The 15860-nt window shown below is 62.7% G+C and carries 17 protein-coding genes and 1 pseudogene; 8 read left to right on the forward strand and 10 right to left on the reverse strand.

Annotated elements, in window-relative coordinates:
* Positions 1 to 97: 97 nt before the first annotated feature.
* On the reverse strand, positions 98 to 985 hold the full coding sequence (locus V7080_RS13900) for a crotonase/enoyl-CoA hydratase family protein (RefSeq protein WP_334188988.1): 888 nt from the start codon (positions 983 to 985) through the stop codon (positions 98 to 100).
* Between the two features lie 88 nt (positions 986 to 1073).
* Positions 1074 to 2051 carry an NAD(P)H-dependent flavin oxidoreductase gene (locus V7080_RS13905; RefSeq protein WP_334188989.1) on the reverse strand — a complete coding sequence of 326 codons (978 nt, stop codon included), beginning with the start codon at positions 2049 to 2051 and terminating at the stop codon, positions 1074 to 1076.
* A 498-nt stretch (positions 2052 to 2549) separates the two neighbouring features.
* On the opposite strand from V7080_RS13905, the gene V7080_RS13910 reads away from it, so the two are divergent.
* Positions 2550 to 3275: a Crp/Fnr family transcriptional regulator gene (locus tag V7080_RS13910; protein ID WP_334188990.1), complete on the forward strand. Its 726-nt coding sequence runs from the start codon at positions 2550 to 2552 to the stop codon at positions 3273 to 3275.
* Positions 3276 to 3318: 43 nt separating this feature from the next.
* Here the strand turns inward: V7080_RS13910 and V7080_RS13915 are convergent, their stop codons facing one another.
* Positions 3319 to 3999, reverse strand: a complete 681-nt coding sequence (locus tag V7080_RS13915) for a methyltransferase family protein (protein ID WP_334188991.1) — start codon at positions 3997 to 3999, stop codon at positions 3319 to 3321.
* A 192-nt stretch (positions 4000 to 4191) separates the two neighbouring features.
* On the opposite strand from V7080_RS13915, the gene V7080_RS13920 reads away from it, so the two are divergent.
* Entirely contained in the window at positions 4192 to 5172 is a 981-nt protein-coding gene (locus tag V7080_RS13920; RefSeq protein ID WP_334188992.1) for an MBL fold metallo-hydrolase, read from the forward strand.
* A 4-nt stretch (positions 5173 to 5176) separates the two neighbouring features.
* Here V7080_RS13920 and sugE read toward each other — a convergent pair whose 3' ends face one another.
* Entirely contained in the window at positions 5177 to 5497 is a 321-nt protein-coding gene (gene sugE, locus V7080_RS13925; RefSeq protein WP_334188993.1) for a quaternary ammonium compound efflux SMR transporter SugE, read from the reverse strand.
* A 140-nt stretch (positions 5498 to 5637) separates the two neighbouring features.
* Between sugE and V7080_RS13930 the strand changes: the two genes are divergently transcribed.
* The 3 genes from V7080_RS13930 to V7080_RS13940 all read left to right on the forward strand — a co-directional run bounded on the left by V7080_RS13930 (position 5638) and on the right by V7080_RS13940 (position 8250).
* The gene (locus V7080_RS13930; RefSeq protein ID WP_334188994.1) at positions 5638 to 6579 is read left to right on the forward strand and encodes a 2-hydroxyacid dehydrogenase; all 942 of its coding nucleotides are present in this window, start codon (positions 5638 to 5640) and stop codon (positions 6577 to 6579) included.
* Between the two features lie 30 nt (positions 6580 to 6609).
* On the forward strand, positions 6610 to 7563 hold the full coding sequence (locus tag V7080_RS13935) for a TIGR01777 family oxidoreductase (RefSeq protein ID WP_334188995.1): 954 nt from the start codon (positions 6610 to 6612) through the stop codon (positions 7561 to 7563).
* Between the two features lie 93 nt (positions 7564 to 7656).
* Positions 7657 to 8250, forward strand: a complete 594-nt coding sequence (locus V7080_RS13940; protein WP_334188996.1) for a hypothetical protein — start codon at positions 7657 to 7659, stop codon at positions 8248 to 8250.
* 3 nt (positions 8251 to 8253) lie between these two features.
* On the opposite strand, the gene V7080_RS13945 is transcribed toward V7080_RS13940, so the two are convergent.
* On the reverse strand, positions 8254 to 8454 hold the full coding sequence (locus tag V7080_RS13945; protein ID WP_334188997.1) for a hypothetical protein: 201 nt from the start codon (positions 8452 to 8454) through the stop codon (positions 8254 to 8256).
* 148 nt (positions 8455 to 8602) lie between these two features.
* On the opposite strand from V7080_RS13945, the gene V7080_RS13950 reads away from it, so the two are divergent.
* From V7080_RS13950 to V7080_RS13960, 3 genes are all read left to right on the forward strand, one after another.
* Entirely contained in the window at positions 8603 to 9043 is a 441-nt protein-coding gene (locus tag V7080_RS13950; RefSeq protein ID WP_334188998.1) for a GFA family protein, read from the forward strand.
* A 143-nt stretch (positions 9044 to 9186) separates the two neighbouring features.
* On the forward strand, positions 9187 to 9513 hold the full coding sequence (locus V7080_RS13955) for a DUF3135 domain-containing protein (RefSeq protein ID WP_334188999.1): 327 nt from the start codon (positions 9187 to 9189) through the stop codon (positions 9511 to 9513).
* A 376-nt stretch (positions 9514 to 9889) separates the two neighbouring features.
* Positions 9890 to 11380 (forward strand): alpha/beta hydrolase, encoded by a 1491-nt coding sequence (locus V7080_RS13960; RefSeq protein WP_442947230.1) that lies wholly within the window; start codon positions 9890 to 9892, stop codon positions 11378 to 11380.
* A 216-nt stretch (positions 11381 to 11596) separates the two neighbouring features.
* Here the strand turns inward: V7080_RS13960 and V7080_RS13965 are convergent, their stop codons facing one another.
* From V7080_RS13965 to V7080_RS13985, 5 genes and pseudogenes are all read right to left on the reverse strand, one after another.
* On the reverse strand, positions 11597 to 12313 hold the full coding sequence (locus tag V7080_RS13965; RefSeq protein ID WP_334189000.1) for an rRNA pseudouridine synthase: 717 nt from the start codon (positions 12311 to 12313) through the stop codon (positions 11597 to 11599).
* A 92-nt stretch (positions 12314 to 12405) separates the two neighbouring features.
* Positions 12406 to 14535, reverse strand: a complete 2130-nt coding sequence (locus V7080_RS13970; protein ID WP_334189001.1) for a peptidase domain-containing ABC transporter — start codon at positions 14533 to 14535, stop codon at positions 12406 to 12408.
* Between the two features lie 289 nt (positions 14536 to 14824).
* Positions 14825 to 15055: a hypothetical protein gene (locus V7080_RS13975; RefSeq protein ID WP_334189002.1), complete on the reverse strand. Its 231-nt coding sequence runs from the start codon at positions 15053 to 15055 to the stop codon at positions 14825 to 14827.
* 107 nt (positions 15056 to 15162) lie between these two features.
* On the reverse strand, positions 15163 to 15492 hold the full coding sequence (locus V7080_RS13980; protein ID WP_334189003.1) for a hypothetical protein: 330 nt from the start codon (positions 15490 to 15492) through the stop codon (positions 15163 to 15165).
* 40 nt (positions 15493 to 15532) lie between these two features.
* Positions 15533 to 15860 (reverse strand): annotated as a pseudogene (locus tag V7080_RS13985) (hypothetical protein); the annotation flags it as partial.

Raw genomic sequence — 15860 nt, forward strand, 5'->3', positions numbered from 1 at the left:
CCCCTGCCTCACCCCTAACCCTCCCCCTACGAGGGGGAGGGGACCTTACGGAGATGGCTCGTGAGCCAGCGCTGTTAGTGGGTTGTCTAAAAAACGACTACTCGAAATCCGGCTCATCCCACCACGGGAAAAACGGCGGCATGTCGGTCGACACCTTGTTAGGAAAGACCGCCGGCCGCTTCTCCAGAAAGGCGGTGACGCCTTCGCGGGCATCGGCCGATTGACCGCGCGTCTGGATGGAGCGGCTGTCGATGCGGTGCGCGAACATCGGATGCGGCGCCGCCGCCATGCGCCACATCATCTGGCGGGCAAGGGCGACCGATACCGGCGCGGTGTTGTCGGCGATCTCGCGGGCAATCGCGTGCGCAGCAGGCAGCAGCTCGTCGGGCGCATGCAGCGAGCGGACAAGTCCGCGCACCAGCGCCTCGTCGGCGTTGAAGATCCGCCCGGTCATGGACCATTCGAGCGCGGTCTGCATGCCCACCAGCTGCGGCAGGAACCAGGATGACGCGGCCTCCGGCGTGATGCCGCGCCGCGTGAAGACGAAGCCGAAGCGCGCTTCGGTGGAGGCCAGGCGCATGTCCATCGGCAGTTGCATGGTTGCGCCGATGCCGACCGCCGGTCCGTTGATGGCGCCGATGACCGGCTTCAGGCTCTGGTAGATGCGCAGGGTATTGGTGCCGCCGCCGTCGCGGTAGACGTCGCCCACCTTCAGCGATTCGCGCGTGAGGTCGCCTGGGTTGGCCTGGCGGTCGAAAGTCGCGCCGCCGGACGACAGGTCCGCGCCGGCGCAGAACGCCCTGCCGGCACCGGTGACGATCACGACCCGCACGTTGTCGTCGGCGTCGGTCTCGTCGAACAGCGCGATCAGTTCCTCGCGCATCTTCGCGTTGTAGGCATTCAGCTTTTCGGGGCGGTTCAGCGTGATGGTGGCAACGCCCCGGTCGACGCTGTAGAGAGTGGTTTCAAGAGTAGGCAATGGCATGGAGGTCTCCGGACTGTGAAGGATGCCCGCGCCGATGTCGGCGGCCATGCGGGCATCGCGGTTCTTATGCTGTCGTGAAAAGGCGGTATCAGCCGCCCACCATTCCCGCCAATCGCTGGCGGACCAATCCCTCGGCCTCGGCCATGATGCGGTCGATGAGTTCCTTGACGGTGGGCACGTCGCGGATGAGGCCGGCCACCATGCCGCAGGACCATGCGCCGGCATCCATCTCGCCTTCCAGCATGATGCGCGGGTAGACGCCTGCGACCTCGGCGGCGATATCTTCGAATTTCAACGAGGAGCCCAGGCTGCGCTCCTTCTCCAGCAGGCGTTCCACCGCGTTGTTGGTGAGCACGCGTTCGGTGTTGCGCAGCGGGCGCATGACGAGGCGCGTGTCCAGTTCGCTCGCGGCGACGATCGCCTGCTTGACGTTCTCATGGACCGGCGCCTCTTTCGTGGCGATGAAGCGCGTGCCCATGTTCATGCCTTCCGCGCCCAGCGCCAGCGCCGCCACCAGCGAGCGGCCATCGGCCATGCCGCCCGAGGCGACGAAGGGAATCTTGAGTTCTTCGGCCGCGCGGGGGAGCAGGATGAAATTGGGCACATCGTCTTCGCCCGGGTGGCCGCCGCATTCGAAGCCATCCACGCTGACGGCATCGCATCCGATCGTCTCGGCCTTCAGCGCATGGCGGACGGCGGTGCATTTGTGGATCACCTTGACACCGGCTTCCTTCAGCCCCGGCAGCCACTTCTGCGGATTGTTGCCCGCGGTTTCCACCACCTTCACGCCGCCGTCGATGATGGCCTTGATATAGCCCGGATAGTCGGGCGGCGTCACCGCCGGAAGAAAGGTGAGGTTCACGCCGAAGGGCTTGTCCGTCATTTCCCTGCAGCGGGCGATTTCCTCGGCGAGCGCGGCGGGGGTGCGCTGCGTCAGCGCGGTGATGATGCCGAGACCGCCGGCATTGGAAACCGCCGCCGCGAGTTGTGCGTAGCCGACGAAGTGCATGCCGCCCTGGATGATGGGATGCTCGATGCCAAAGAGTTCGGTGATCCGTGTCTTCATAAATCCTCTGATGAAATGATTATTCAGGGCCTGCTGCCAGGCTTGCCGCTGGCGCTGCGGGCGATGAACGCTGCTTGACTTCCAGGACGCAACCGATCGGCAGCGTTGTGCCCCGATGTGGTCATCGGACACTACAGCAGCGTCCCACACCGGGTTCTGCGATAGCGCAGGTGATCCGCCATCGCATGTTTGGCAGGTTCCGCACCAATGCGTAGCGGGACCGGCAATCGCGGAGATAAAGCTGATTGTTCCCCTGCGTGTTGCCAGTAATTCTGCTTCAGTTTCTCACTGCAGAACTGAGTTTCATTATCATTTGATCTTTCCATGCCGTCAACCGACGCATGACGTATCGCCTGTTGGTCCGTGCTTCCAGCCATGGAATCGATATGACACCGGTATTGCGTATTGAAACCGAATCGGCGGTTGCAGAGTCGGATAGTTACTTACTTTGTCATCAGAACATTGCCTCAGGCCCTGAACATTCTCGGGAGTTTCACCATGGACTTCATTCCGCAGTCGCCGGCGTCGTGCAAAAACCTATTGCTTTCATTGCTGCCCGAAAAGGACTACCAGGCGCTGCTTCCGCATCTGGAAGTGCTTGAGACGCCTATGCATTTCAAGCTCTTCGAGCGGAACGCGCCGTTTGAGTATGCCTATTTCCCGCTGATCGGCGAGCATTCGATCCTTGCGACGATGGAGAATGGTGCGGCGGTGGAAGTGGGAACGGTCGGCTTCGAGGGATTTTCCACGATCGACCTGCTCTTGGGCGGCGATGTCGCCACCGAGTCGACCATCTGCCAGATTCCGGGGCACGCACTTCGGCTTCCGGCCGCCGTTTTCAGGAAGATGACCAACGAGGACACGCCGTTGCGGCGCATTGCGCTGCGCTATCTCAACGCCTATCTCAGCCAGGTATCCCAATCCGTGGCGTGCAACCGCCTGCATGCGATCGAACAGCGGCTGGCGCGGTGGCTGCTCATGAGCCATGATCGGATGCAACAGCCGGAATTCCAGCTTACCCAGGAATACCTTGCAATGATGCTGGGCGTGCATCGGCCCAGTGTCAGTCTTACCGCAGGGACGCTGCAACGCGCAGGACTGGTTGAATTCAAGCGCGGCAGGATCAGGATCGTCGATCGCCAAGGCCTGGAAGAGGTCTCCTGCGAATGCTATGGAATCGTGCGGGACCAATTTTCGCGGCTGCTCGGCCAGGGTTTCGGCTGAATGGCGCTTCGAGGATGGGTGACGATGCGTGTCCGGCACCCGATCAGGAGCGGGCGCCTGCCTGATGCCACGACCACTCCACCGCGGGACGGCGCGGCCAGAAGAACGGCGTCGCACTGCCGGTGTAATCACGGTAGTCGCCACCGTAGGCTGCTTTCAAGCGCGCCTCCTCATGCATCGAGCCGAGCACGAAGTACGCGGTACTGAGTAGGTTGAAGGTCAGGCGGCGGGTGGTCATGTGCGGCGTCAGCCAGAAGATCGGGATGCCGGAAAAATTGAGCGGATGGCGGCTCCACAGGAAGGGGCCGGTGATGGTCAGCCGGCCGTCGGCGCCGCGTTCCGGTCCCTGCGCGACCGGGCCGGCCGGCATGGCATCGCCGCGCAAGCCCGCGCGCAGATTGTCCAGCCCCGCCAGCCGGCTGATGCCGACCTGGCGTGCCGCGACCACGATATGCGCCAGGCCGGCGGCCTGTCCTGCCCGCATCGCCAGCGCCACCGGTCCATGCAGCCGGTACAGCGTCCGCGCCGGCAGGCGGGCGCCGTAAGCGATCAACAGTCCGAAGGTCGCCACCGACTGGCATACATAGAACATCCGGTATCCCGCATCCCTGCGCCGTTCGCCGACCAGCGCGCCGGCGAGTCGCTTGCACCTGTCGCTGGCCAGCGCGCTATGCAGGAGCGCGAAGGCAACTGTTGCCAATCCGATTTTCGCTGCGGGCCGCATGCATTCTCCATCGTCATTCATCCGGCATCCATCAAGCAAAAACAGGACCGGCAACGCGATTTCCCCAAGGAGACAAACGGCAGGTCGTACATTGATCCAATTCAAGCAATGCGTTCCTGCCGGCGGTCCGGGCTTGCATTTCGCAGCATTGATTCTTACGGTGTCAGTTACCACGCATTTTCCGGGATGACGATGCCGACCAGTGTTTGTACAAATCTCGCTGCAGCGGTAGCGCTGGCCATGTCCCTGCTGACTGCCGGCGCCGGCGCCCAGACTCCGCCCTCGCCCGCTCAAGGAGGACAGGCCGGAGCGGGCAGGCAGCAGACCTTGACCTTGCCGGCGCCGGCCCAGCCGGCGAAACGCGAACCCGGCTCGGTCACTTTCATCGGCAACGCCACCGTCATCATCCGCTATGGCGGACTGACCATCCTGACCGACCCGAATTTCCTGCACAAGGGCGATCATGTGCATCTCGGCTACGGCCTGACGTCGGAGCGCCTCACCGATCCGGCGATCGATTTCGACAAGCTGCCGCCGATCGACCTGGTGCTGCTGTCGCACCTTCACGGCGATCATTTCGATCACCTGGTGGAAAAAAAGCTCAAGCGCGACATGCCGATCGTCACCACCGCCGATGGCGCCGCCGGGCTGGAACAGCTCGGCTTCATCAACCGCTATGGCCTGAATACCTGGGATACGCTCACCGTCACCAGGGGCGATACGACACTGCGCATCAACGCGATGCCGGGGCGGCACGGCCCGCCAGTGCTGGCCGGCCTGCTGCCGGATGTGATGGGATCGATGCTGGAGTTCAGCGTCGCCAACGGAAACGATATGCCGCCGTACCGCATGTACATCAGCGGCGATACGCTGGTGTACGACGACATCCAGAACATTCCGCGCCGCTACCCGGACATCGATCTTGCGCTGCTGCATCTCGGCGGCACCCGGATTCTCGGCGTGATGAAGGTCACGATGGATGGCGAGGATGGCGTTCGCATGATGCAGATCATCGCGCCGCACCATGCCATCCCCATTCATTACAACGATTACACCGTCTTCAAATCGCCGTTGAGCGATTTCCAGAAAGCGGTCACCGAAGCCGGGCTGCAGGACAAGGTGACGTATCTGAAGCACGGCGACACCTACCGTTTCCGTCCCCGGGAAAAGTAGCGCGTCAGGCCGGTTCGACCAGCTTGAGCCCGACGATGCCCGCCAGAATCAGGCCGACACACAGCAGGCGCGCCGTGGACGCGGAGTCGCCGAAGAGAATGATGCCCAGGGTCACCGTGCCGATCGCCCCGATGCCGGTCCATACCGCATAGGCGGTGCCGATCGGCAGCGTCTTCATCGCCAGTCCGAGCAGGCCGACACTGATGATCATCGACAACACCGTCCCTACGGTCGGCCATAAGCGGGTGAAGCCCTCGGTGTACTTCAGGCCGACCGCCCAGCCGATTTCAAACAAACCCGCGATAAACAAAATAATCCACGCCATGTAAGCTCCTTGAAAAGCGGCGGAAGGTCCGCCAGTGAGGATGGCGGGTATTGTAGAGGGCGGCGAACAAATGCGTTGCTATACTCGCCGTTCCGCTGGAATGACGACCGGCAAGCATGATTGCATCTGGAAAGGCAGCAATGAATATCCTGTTTTACGGCTATGCGGAGACGGCAAACGACTGGACGGCATTGCTGGCGCGCCTGCTGCCGCATGCACGAATCAGCGTCTGGGAGCCGGGCGATACTTCTGCCGCCGATTATCTCGTCGTACGCAACCCGCCGCAGGCAATGCTGGCGTCCCGGCCCGGACTGAAAGCGGTGTTCAATCTCGGCGCCGGCGTGGATGCGCTGCTGCGGCTGCGTGCCGGGCACCACTGCCCGGCCCTCGACGAAGCCTTGGTCATCCGGCTGGAAGATGCCGGCATGGGCGTGCAGATGGCGGATTACGTCAGCCACGCGGTCCTGCACTTTCAGCGCCGCTTCCACGAGTATGAACGCCAGCAGCGCGCGGCCATCTGGCGGCCGTTGCAGGTGACGCCCAAGCCGGCATTTCCGGTCGGCGTGATGGGAGCCGGCGTGCTCGGCGCGGAAGTCGCCGCCGGACTTTGCCGGCTCGGCTTCCCGGTGCGCATCTGGAGCCGCAGCGCCAAGGAGATCGCAGGCTGCACCAGCTTCGCCGGACCGGACCAATTGCCGGCGTTTGCGCAGGACCTCAAGGCGCTCGTCAACCTGCTGCCTCTGACCGCGGCGACGCGCGGCATCCTGAATGCCGCCTTGTTCGACCGGCTTGCCGACGGCGCCTTCCTGATCAACGTGGCGCGCGGCGCGCACCTGGTGGACGATGATTTGCTGGACGCAATCCGGCGCGGAAAAATCGATGCCGCCCGGCTCGATGTGTTCAATGCCGAGCCGCTGCCCGCCGATCATCCGTTCTGGCATGAGCCGGCGATTTACCTGACCCCGCACGTATCTGCAGAGAACGACATGGAACAGAGCCTGGGGCAGATCGCCGACAGGATCCGGGCGCTGGAAAACGGGCAGCCGGTCACCGGCGTGGTGAACTGGCACGACGAGTACTGATACGGCACGCACCAACGGCAAGCGACGACCATGACAATCCACTTCAGCGATAAGGCGCAACGGGTGCTCGTCACCGGCGCGACAGGTTTCATCGGGCAACTTCTCGTGCGGGAATTGCTCGACGACGGGCACCGGGTCATCGTGCTGACACGCGATCCCGCGCGAGCCGCCGCATCGCTCGGTTCGCAGGTGCGTTGCATCGACGCCATGCACAACCTCCCGCCGGAGGAGCACATCGATGTCATCATCAACCTCGCCGGCGCGCGCATCCTCGGCTGGCGCTGGACGGCGTCGCGTCGACGGACCCTGTTGCAGAGCCGGGTCGGCGTGACTGACGGAGTCGTCGCATGGGTTGCGCAGGCGCGCCATAAACCGCGCCTCATGCTGTCGGCATCGGCGATCGGCTATTACGGTATCCAGCGACAGGGCGACAACACGCCGCTGGATGAACACAGTCCGCCACAGCGCATCTTCATGTCGGAGCTGTGCCAGACCTGGGAAGCATCCGCCCGGAAAGCCGCGGTGCACGGCGTGCAGGTGATGCAGATGCGCTTCGGCCTCGTACTCGGCAAGGGCGGTGCGCTGCCGATGATGCTGCTGCCGATCAAACTTGGTGTCGGTGGACCGCTCGGCGGCGGAAACCAATGGTTATCATGGATTCATGTGCAGGATCTGCTGCGCGCCATGGCGCACTTGTGGCACCTGAGCGAACGGCATGCGAATGGCATGCCGGACATCGGCGGCGCCTACAATTTCACCGCGCCCGGAAGCGTGCCGCAACGCGAATTCAGCAGCATCGCCGCCGCGCTGCTGCACCGGCCCAGTTTTCTGCCGACGCCGGGCTGGCCGATGCGGCTGACGCTGGGCGAGCAGTCGGACCTGTTGCTGGAAGGACAGCGCGTCGTGCCGCAGCGGCTGCAGTCCAGCGGCTTCGAGTTCCGGTATCCGGAGTTGCGCGTCGCGCTGCGCGACTGCATCGATTGAGCCGGAGTGCGGTTGCATGTACATGCCGCACGCAATGCATCATCGGCGCATCAAGCATTATCTATGCATCATGACTTTTCCGGAGCCTGCCTCATGCAAGACTTCAAGCGACTGCTGATCCTGGTGGCTGCATGCGCGCCGCTCTCATCGCTTTTCGGAACGCCGGCCGCGCATGCCGCGGACGAGAGCGACTTCAGCGGCGCATGGGTCGCCTGGATATGCCCGTCAGGCGCCGGCAGGGACTCGGGCAAGTGCTCCAATTTCGTGATCGAGCTGATCCAGAAGGACAGCAAGCTGTGCGGCACCCATGTATTCGCCACGCCCGGCGCCAGCCAGATGGACGAGGGCGATGCCGCTTCGCTGACCGGCGATATCACCGGCGATGCCGCGTCCGTCGTCGTGCTGAGCGGCAGGGTGTCGCCGCCACTGAAGGTCTCCGGCGAACTCAAGCTGACGAAGAACAGCCGCCTGCAATGGCGTCGTCAGGGCAACCCGTCCGGCGATCATCTGCTGCCTGAATCGGCCACCTTCACCAAGTCGCGCAGCAAGACCCTGCGCACCGCCACCTTCGAACGCGACCTTCAGCTTGCCTGCGCGGCGCAGCTCACGCCGCCGCCGCCGAAGGAAGCGTCGCCCGAGCCCGCCTTGCGACCGATTCCGACGGAACGGATCGAGCAGACCAAGTAAGGCTCAGCTCAACAGCTTCGGCTCGCCTTCCAGCACCAGCAGATACATCCCGTTCTCATCCGGGCCGAAATAGGCTTTCGCGCGGTAATACACCTGCTTGTCCACCGGGAACGGCTCGCCGACCGGCGGCATGTAGTCCAGTTCCTGGATGCCGTAGTCGGTCTTCGCCCCGTCGGCCTGCTGGTGAATGATTTGAACATGCATATCGTGCGCTCCATGGTCGGGATCGGAAACAAATAGAGTCGCCGATCGCAAAACGGTTGCAGTGTCCGCAGGAATTATTGCGCCGCCGGCGATCGAATCTTCTGTGCCGCATAGTGGTCCAATCCGGATGACATCAAGTGGAGAATCCATGCCGACTCAACTCGCAGGAGGATGCGCGTGCGGTGCCATCCGGTATGCATGCAGCGAACCGCCCCTGGGTATGTTCAACTGTCATTGCCGCGATTGCCAGCGCGCCGGCGGCGGTCCGTTCTCGCCGCTGATGGCAATGGCTGCCAGTACCGTGCGGATCGACGGCACGCCGGCTTTCTACACCGCGCAGGCAAGCGGCGGCAACCACGGAACCTGTGGCTTTTGCGCTGTTTGCGGGACGCAACTCTTCGCCCGCAATCCCGACAGGCCGGATGTGCTGATGATCAAGGCCGCCAGCCTGAATGAACCTGCCGCCTTCAAGCCGGTGGCCGATATCTGGACCGTCAACGCATTGCCGTGGGTCCATTTCGACCGGCATATTCCAAAGGTATTCAAATCGCCCCCGGTACTCGAAAAGGACGACCTGGTACGGTTCTGAAGGGAAACGTTCGCGGGTTGCCGTCCCCGATTGTCCGGCGCTTGTGCTGGCTCAGGCATCGGTGGCCGCGCGGTTGACACCCCACAAAAAGCCCTCGGCCGGTACCGGTTATACCTGTCATACGACATGACAAGGAGCACGACATGAATGATGGTGTACGACTTCCGGACTTCAATGTGATGGTGGCACTGCACCAGCACGACCCCGAAGCCTTCGAGGCATTCCGCAGGCATTTGCTGCGCGAGGCCGTGGACTATGCGCCGGTGATCCATCGTCCGGCACTGGAAAAATTGCTGACCCGCATAGAAACCGCCCGCGAGTCTGCCGCCACGCCGATGGAAGCGGTACTAATCGCCTCCCGCATGATGCAGGATTCGATGAACCAGCTGATGACCACCTGGGAGCATGCCCAGCAGGCGGTCGCCGGTCTCCAGGCCTCGCTGCTCATCGAGCGGGTGCGCAACCGATAGACGTCTTGCACGACACCTGAAACCTGGGCCGCATCGGCAGGCGATGCCTGCGCGAAACGCCCGGGAAACATCACCGGGAAGTACGCTCTTCCTCAGGCGCCTTACAAGCGGTTTTTTTACCGGTTGCCACTTCGTGGCTTTTTTCTTTCTTCCGGTTTACAGGCCTGTTTCCAATCGATACACTATGTAAAAGCAAAACCAGGTTCTGCAATGCAGAATTGGGAATAGCTGGCATCTGGTTTCGGCGTTGCAAGTGATTCTAACGTTGCTGCAATAACCTCCTGCATGCAGCGGGCCCATGGCCTGCAAATCGGTCCGACGGAACGACTTCCGCCGGATCACAGTATCAGCCCAATAATTATCAAGGAGACAGGTTGTGAAGAAACCATCATTGAAGGTTGGCGTTCTCGTTCTGGGCAGCGCCCTCTGGCTGGCAGGCTGCGGCGGCAGCGACGACCCGGCACCGGCACCACCACCACCGGCACCCGAAGAAAAGCGCCTGCAGGATGACCGCGCATTCGTCGTGCCTAATGCGGCCACGGCATCCGATTTCGAAGCCGGTGCGGGCGGCGCAGCCAGCTTCCGGGCCCTGACCGGCACCACCGTTGAAACCGACCGCTGGACCGGCGTGCTGAACGGCGCCGGCTACCGCATCGAAGTACCGAAGAACTGGAACGGCAAGCTGGTGATGTACGCACACGGCTACGTCGGCACCGTTGCACAACTGGCGATCACCATGCCGTCGATCCGCCGTTACCTGATCGAAAACGGCTACGCCTGGGCAGCATCGAGCTACAGCAAGAACTGGTACGACGTCCGTGCAGGCGTGGAAGACACCAACGCGCTGGCACTCAATTTCACCAAGATCGCCGGTGAAAAAGGACGTACGCTCGCCGCACCGACACGCACTTACATCGTCGGCCATTCGATGGGCGGCCATATCGCCGGCGCAGCCGTCGAAGCGGAAACACTCGCAACCGCCAACAACAAGGTAACGTACAACGGCGCCGTGCCGATGTGCGGCGTGATGGGCGATACCGAACTGTTCGATTATTTCGCTGCTTACCAGGCTGCAGCGCAGACGCTGGCCGGACGGGCGACACATCCGCCCGAGCGTTTCGGCGAAATCGCCACCGAAGTCCGCAATGCACTGTTCACCACCTTCAGCACCGTGCCGACCGCGCAGGGCGCCAAGCTGGCGGGAATCGTCCAGAACCTGACAGGCGGCGCACGCCCGGTATTCGCACAGGGCTTTGGCAACACCGGGTTGCAGAGCGTCGTGTGGGGCACCTTCGGCAGCGACGGCACCGTCAATGGCATCCTGACCAAGAGCCCGCTTGATACCCGCCGCTTCACCTACCAGCTGGACAGCGATCCGGCGCTGACCGCCGAGGAAACCACGCTGAATGCGACGATCCCCGATCGCACCGGCGATACGGACGCGAACCGCCTCCGCAGGGACGGCCTGCGCTGGATTCCGAAGGTCAACGGCAAGTTCAGTGTGCCGGTCGTGACCATCCACACACTCGGCGACATGTACGTGCCGTTCAGCATGCAGCAGATCTATCGCCAGCGTGCTGATGCATCCGGTAACGGCAACCTGCTGGTCCAGCGTGCAATCCGTGCTCCAAGCCATTGCGACTTCACGGTGGCCGAGCAGGTCGATGCATTCGCCGCCATGATCAACTGGGCGGAGAACGGCGTGAAGCCGGCCGGTGATGATGTGATGAATCCAGCGACGGTTGCCAGCCCGACCTACGGTTGCGCATTCACCCGCAATGCGGCCACGACACCGGAGGACAGCGCGACCACCGTCGGTACACGTACCGCGATTGCGCCGATGCTGACCGCCTGCCCGGCGAACTGATCGGTCATTCCACGCAGTAAGGAAACGCCCGCCTCGTGCGGGCGTTTTTTATTCCCGGGATTTCCCCGCCCGGTCGCCGATTGAATTGACGCGTTAGTTCAATGGAAGCGGAACGGGCCGACGCGCTGCACGACGCAGAAGAGTGCACTAGGACGCTTTGTTTTTCAGGAAGTCCACAAGGGACAAGTGTTCCGTCCGGACGCCGCAACGGGCCATTCAGAACCGTTCGTGACCCTGCAGGAAACGCCACTGCCCCTGCGGCAGTGCCGCCAGCGGCACGCGGCCGATGCGCAGGCGCTTCATCGCCTGCACCCGCAGGCCCACTTTCTCGCACATGTGTGCAATCAAACCGCGCGGCGGTGTTTTAAGCGCAAAGCGCAGCCGGTGTTCGCTCTGCCAGCTGACCTTGATCGGTGGAAGCGGCTTGCCGTTCCAGGTCAACCCATGATTCAGCAATGCCAGTCCATACGGAACAAGCTCGCCTTCGACGTCGACGATGAACTCATGTTCGATCCTCGCCGCGTCGTCGATCAGCTTGCGCTTGATGCGCCAATCCTGAGTGAACACCAGCAAGCCGCTGGCTGTCGTTTCCAGGGGATCAGTCAGCGTGAGTCCGGCAAGATGACGATTCAGGAGCCGGATGCCGGAACGGTCGCCGGCATCGCGCAGCTCGGCGGTAAGGGATTGCGCCGGATCGATGGCAAGTGCATCGATGCCGGCGGGCTTGTGAAATAGAAACGTTGCCGGCTCCGGCGGCGTCAGGCTCGCGTCCGGCGACAGGGTGACGATCTGTTGCGCTACCCGGAACCCGGGCTCCTCGATGACCACGCCGTCCACGGTCACCCAGCCGCCCTCGATATACTGCTCCGCCTCGCTGCGGGAGCAGGCGAACAATTCGGCAACACGTTTGGAAAGACGGATGGATTCGGTCATGAAGAGGAGCTAGGCAATGGGGCGAGCGGACATTGTACGCGGCAATATCGAACCGGCCGTCGACAAGGTGCTTCCAAATTGGGCCCGCGTTTCTACCGGGCGCTTCCCGTATCGGTTTCCGCGTAGCGTCCCACGGCTTCCATCAGCTCGACCACCGAGCCGCCTTTCACCTGCACCACGCGCTGCGCGCCGGCGATCGTTTCCGGCCGGTGGGCGATGATGAGCCGAGTGAGCTTCATCTGGTTCAGCATGGTGTTCACGGCACGCTCGTTGCCCACATCCAGGTGGCTTGTCGCCTCGTCCAGCACCAGCACACGCGGGCGCTTGTACAGTGCGCGCGCCAGCAGCAGGCGTTGCTTCTGTCCGCCGCTCAGGCCCGAGCCGAGGTCTCCCACCAGCGTCTGGTAGCCCATGGGCATGCGCGCGATCTCATCGTGCAACTGGGCCAGCCGCGCACAGCCTTCGATGCGCTGCGGATCAGCCTGCGGGTCGAAGAAGCTGATGTTGTCGGCCAGGCTTCCGCTGAGCAGCACATCATCCTGCATCACGGTCCCGAGCTGCCGGCGGACGTTGGCCAGGCCGAGCCGGCGCACCGGTACGCCGCCATACAGCACCTCGCCTTCCGTGGGCGGCAGCAGGCCGAGCATTATTTTCAGCAATGTGGTCTTGCCCGCACCCGACGGGCCGGTGACGGCCACGCTCTCGCCGGCCTCGACCTTAAAGCTGGCATTCTTCAGCACCCATGGCTCGCCTTCCGCATAGCGGAAACTCACATCGCGCAGTTCCAGGCTCGGCGCCAGATGGCCGAGGTCGCTGTCGGGTACGGTGTCCTTCTCCGGTGGCGCAAGCGCGATGTCGGCCAGCCGCTCGGCGTGCAAACCGAGCATTTTCATTTCCACCGCGCAGTTGATGAGCGCTGATATCCGGCTGGTGAACTGTCCCTTGTAACTGATGAAGGCAAACAGCATGCCGATGGTGAACGGCACGGCCCCGCCGGTTTGTGTCGACAGAATGATCTTGGCGCCCAGCCACAGCACCAGCAGATTCTCCATCCCGAAAATGAAGGTGTTCGCGGTGGTGAAACCAATGTTCATGCGGGCGGTCCGCACATCGCGGTTCTGCACGTCGACAATCAGGTTTTGCCAGCGTGCGCGGCGCTCCTCCTCGCGGCCGAACAGCTTGAGCGGCTGGATGGCGCGGAGGGTTTCGAGAAAGTGCGTGTTCTCCCTGGCCGCGATCACCAATCGCTCGGCCGCGGCCTCGCGAAACGGCAGGTACGATGCCCACCGCAGCAGGCCGTAGGCGGCCACCGCGGCGCAGGACACGGCGGCCAGCAGAGGGGCATAGACGAGCATCATCGCCAGCGCAGCCACGGCCATCAGGCCGTCCAGCACGGATTCGATAGCGGTGGTGGTCAGCGTCTTCTGGATCGCGCCGACCGCGCCGAAGCGCGACGTCACGTCGCCCAGATGGCGCTTCTCGAAGAAATCGACCGGCAGCCGGACCAGGTGCGCGAACACATTGCCCGCCCATTGCAGCGATAAGGTCTGACCCAGCACCATCACCATCCACGAGCGCGCCATGCCGATGGCTGTTTGCGCGACCAGCAGCAGGCCGAAACCGAGCACCAGCACGGTGAGCAGGTCGCTATCGCCCGAGGTGAGCACTTCATCGACGACGATTTGATTTAATAGCGGCGCGACAAGGACGAAAAGTTCCAGTACCGCGGCGGTGACGAAAATCTGTGCCAGCGAGCGCTTCAGGCCCATAACACGGCCGGTGAGCTGCGACAGCTTCAGCCGCGGGCCCCTGTCCTGGGGCTGAAAGTCGGCGTTGGGTGACAGTTCCAGCGCCACGCCGGTGAAGTGATTGGACACCTGCTGCGGAGACAGGCGGCGTTCGCCCACGGCGGGGTCGAGGATCAACACATGGTCGCGGGTCACCTTCTTGAGCACGACGAAGTGGTTGAGGTCCCAGTGCAGGATGCAGGGAAGCTTCAACGCACGAAGTTCATCGAGCTCCAGCCGCAATGGCCGCGATGAAAAACCCACCGCGCCGGCATGGGCCATCAGCTGCTGCAGGTTCGCGCCCTTCAGGCTGACGGGAAAGCGGCGACGCAGGTCCGTCAGGTCCAGGTGCAGCCCATGGGCGGAAGCCAGCATGGCCAGGCAGGCCAGCGAACATTCGGTGGATTGGGATTGAAGGATGAGCCGCATTGTCATTGATCGTGTATTTGGAAGTTGCGGCACCCTCAGGCGCCGCGGGCCAGCGGTTGAAAAGCCGCTTCATCATTGGCCGGCATGGGTGCAATGGATCGGGACAAGGGATGTTGCCAGAAGTTTTCCGCAGAACGCCGGGAAGCAGGCCGCTGCTTACGGCTGATCGCATCCCCCGCCGCCACCGCTGCTGCCAGATACCCCGTTGACTTCATTGATGCCCAGTTCTTGCATTCGCAGGAGACTGAGATCAAACCTTCCGCGCCGAATATCGTGGCCGGCGCAGCGATACTTTTTATTGCGCGTCGGGAACGCTTCCCGGGCTCATCAGATTGGGAGGGTCCAGCGGCACGACGACGGCCTTTGGCGGCATCGGTGCAATAGGGTGGGGCAGCGGATATCGCCAGAACATGTCAGGCGAAATGCAGCAGATCAGGCCGCCGCTTACGGCCGATGCTTCCTCAGCGGTCAACGTCCGGCTTGCCGGATGGGCGGTTGATTGATTGAACCAGATTTGACTTTTCATCGATGTATCTCCAACGTAGCTCGTAAAAGGCCGCATGCGGGGAGGTGCTTTGGCAGCCACGCATGCGGCTGTTTCACATCAGGCTTGTGCAAGCCGATGCATGGTGCTCAGCACAGCGTGGGGTCGACAGCAACGAATTGACCGAAGTAGGGTTTCCATTCGTAGGAATCCCCAAGGAAGCCGCCGACGCCGCCGGTGGGGTTGATGTACATGGAGTCGTTGACGGACGCGGATGTGAAATCAGAAATCATTCCGCCTCCCCCGCCAATATCGCCATTGGAAATATTGCCGCCGATGAAGCTGCCTGTCGCCGCGCAATACGGGACGAAGGGCGTTCCAAAACACAGGGCGGCGCCGAAGATGGCCCCCAGGTATTGACCGGCGCCAGTGAGGCCGCCGGACACCAATTCTGCTTGCTGCGTAGATAATTCCTTCATTGCTTTCTCCTGATAACTGAAATGCAGTCTGAAATGGCGGTCAGACCTTCCGCGTTGACATCGGCAGTACCGCTTCCGGGCTTCGTACCAGGATCTGCAAGCTGCTCGAGGCCGCCAACATCTGCTCCAGCACCCATTCCCATACCGCACGACGGTCCTGCGGCACGTCGGCTTCCAGGGCCATGCCGGGCTTGGGCGGCTTGGCCTGTCCGTAGGTAGGAATGACCTGTTTCTGCAGCCTGGTGCTGATGCGATACAGCAGCTCGTTGCTCTGCGCCGCCCTCGACAGCGCCTCCGCCTGGCCCGATCGCAAATCCTGCGTCTTCCAAAAAGACTCTCTCCGATTAGAGCAGCATGAAAAGATAGCC

Source organism: Noviherbaspirillum sp. (genome assembly GCF_036846085.1).
Classification (GTDB): domain Bacteria; phylum Pseudomonadota; class Gammaproteobacteria; order Burkholderiales; family Burkholderiaceae_D; genus Noviherbaspirillum.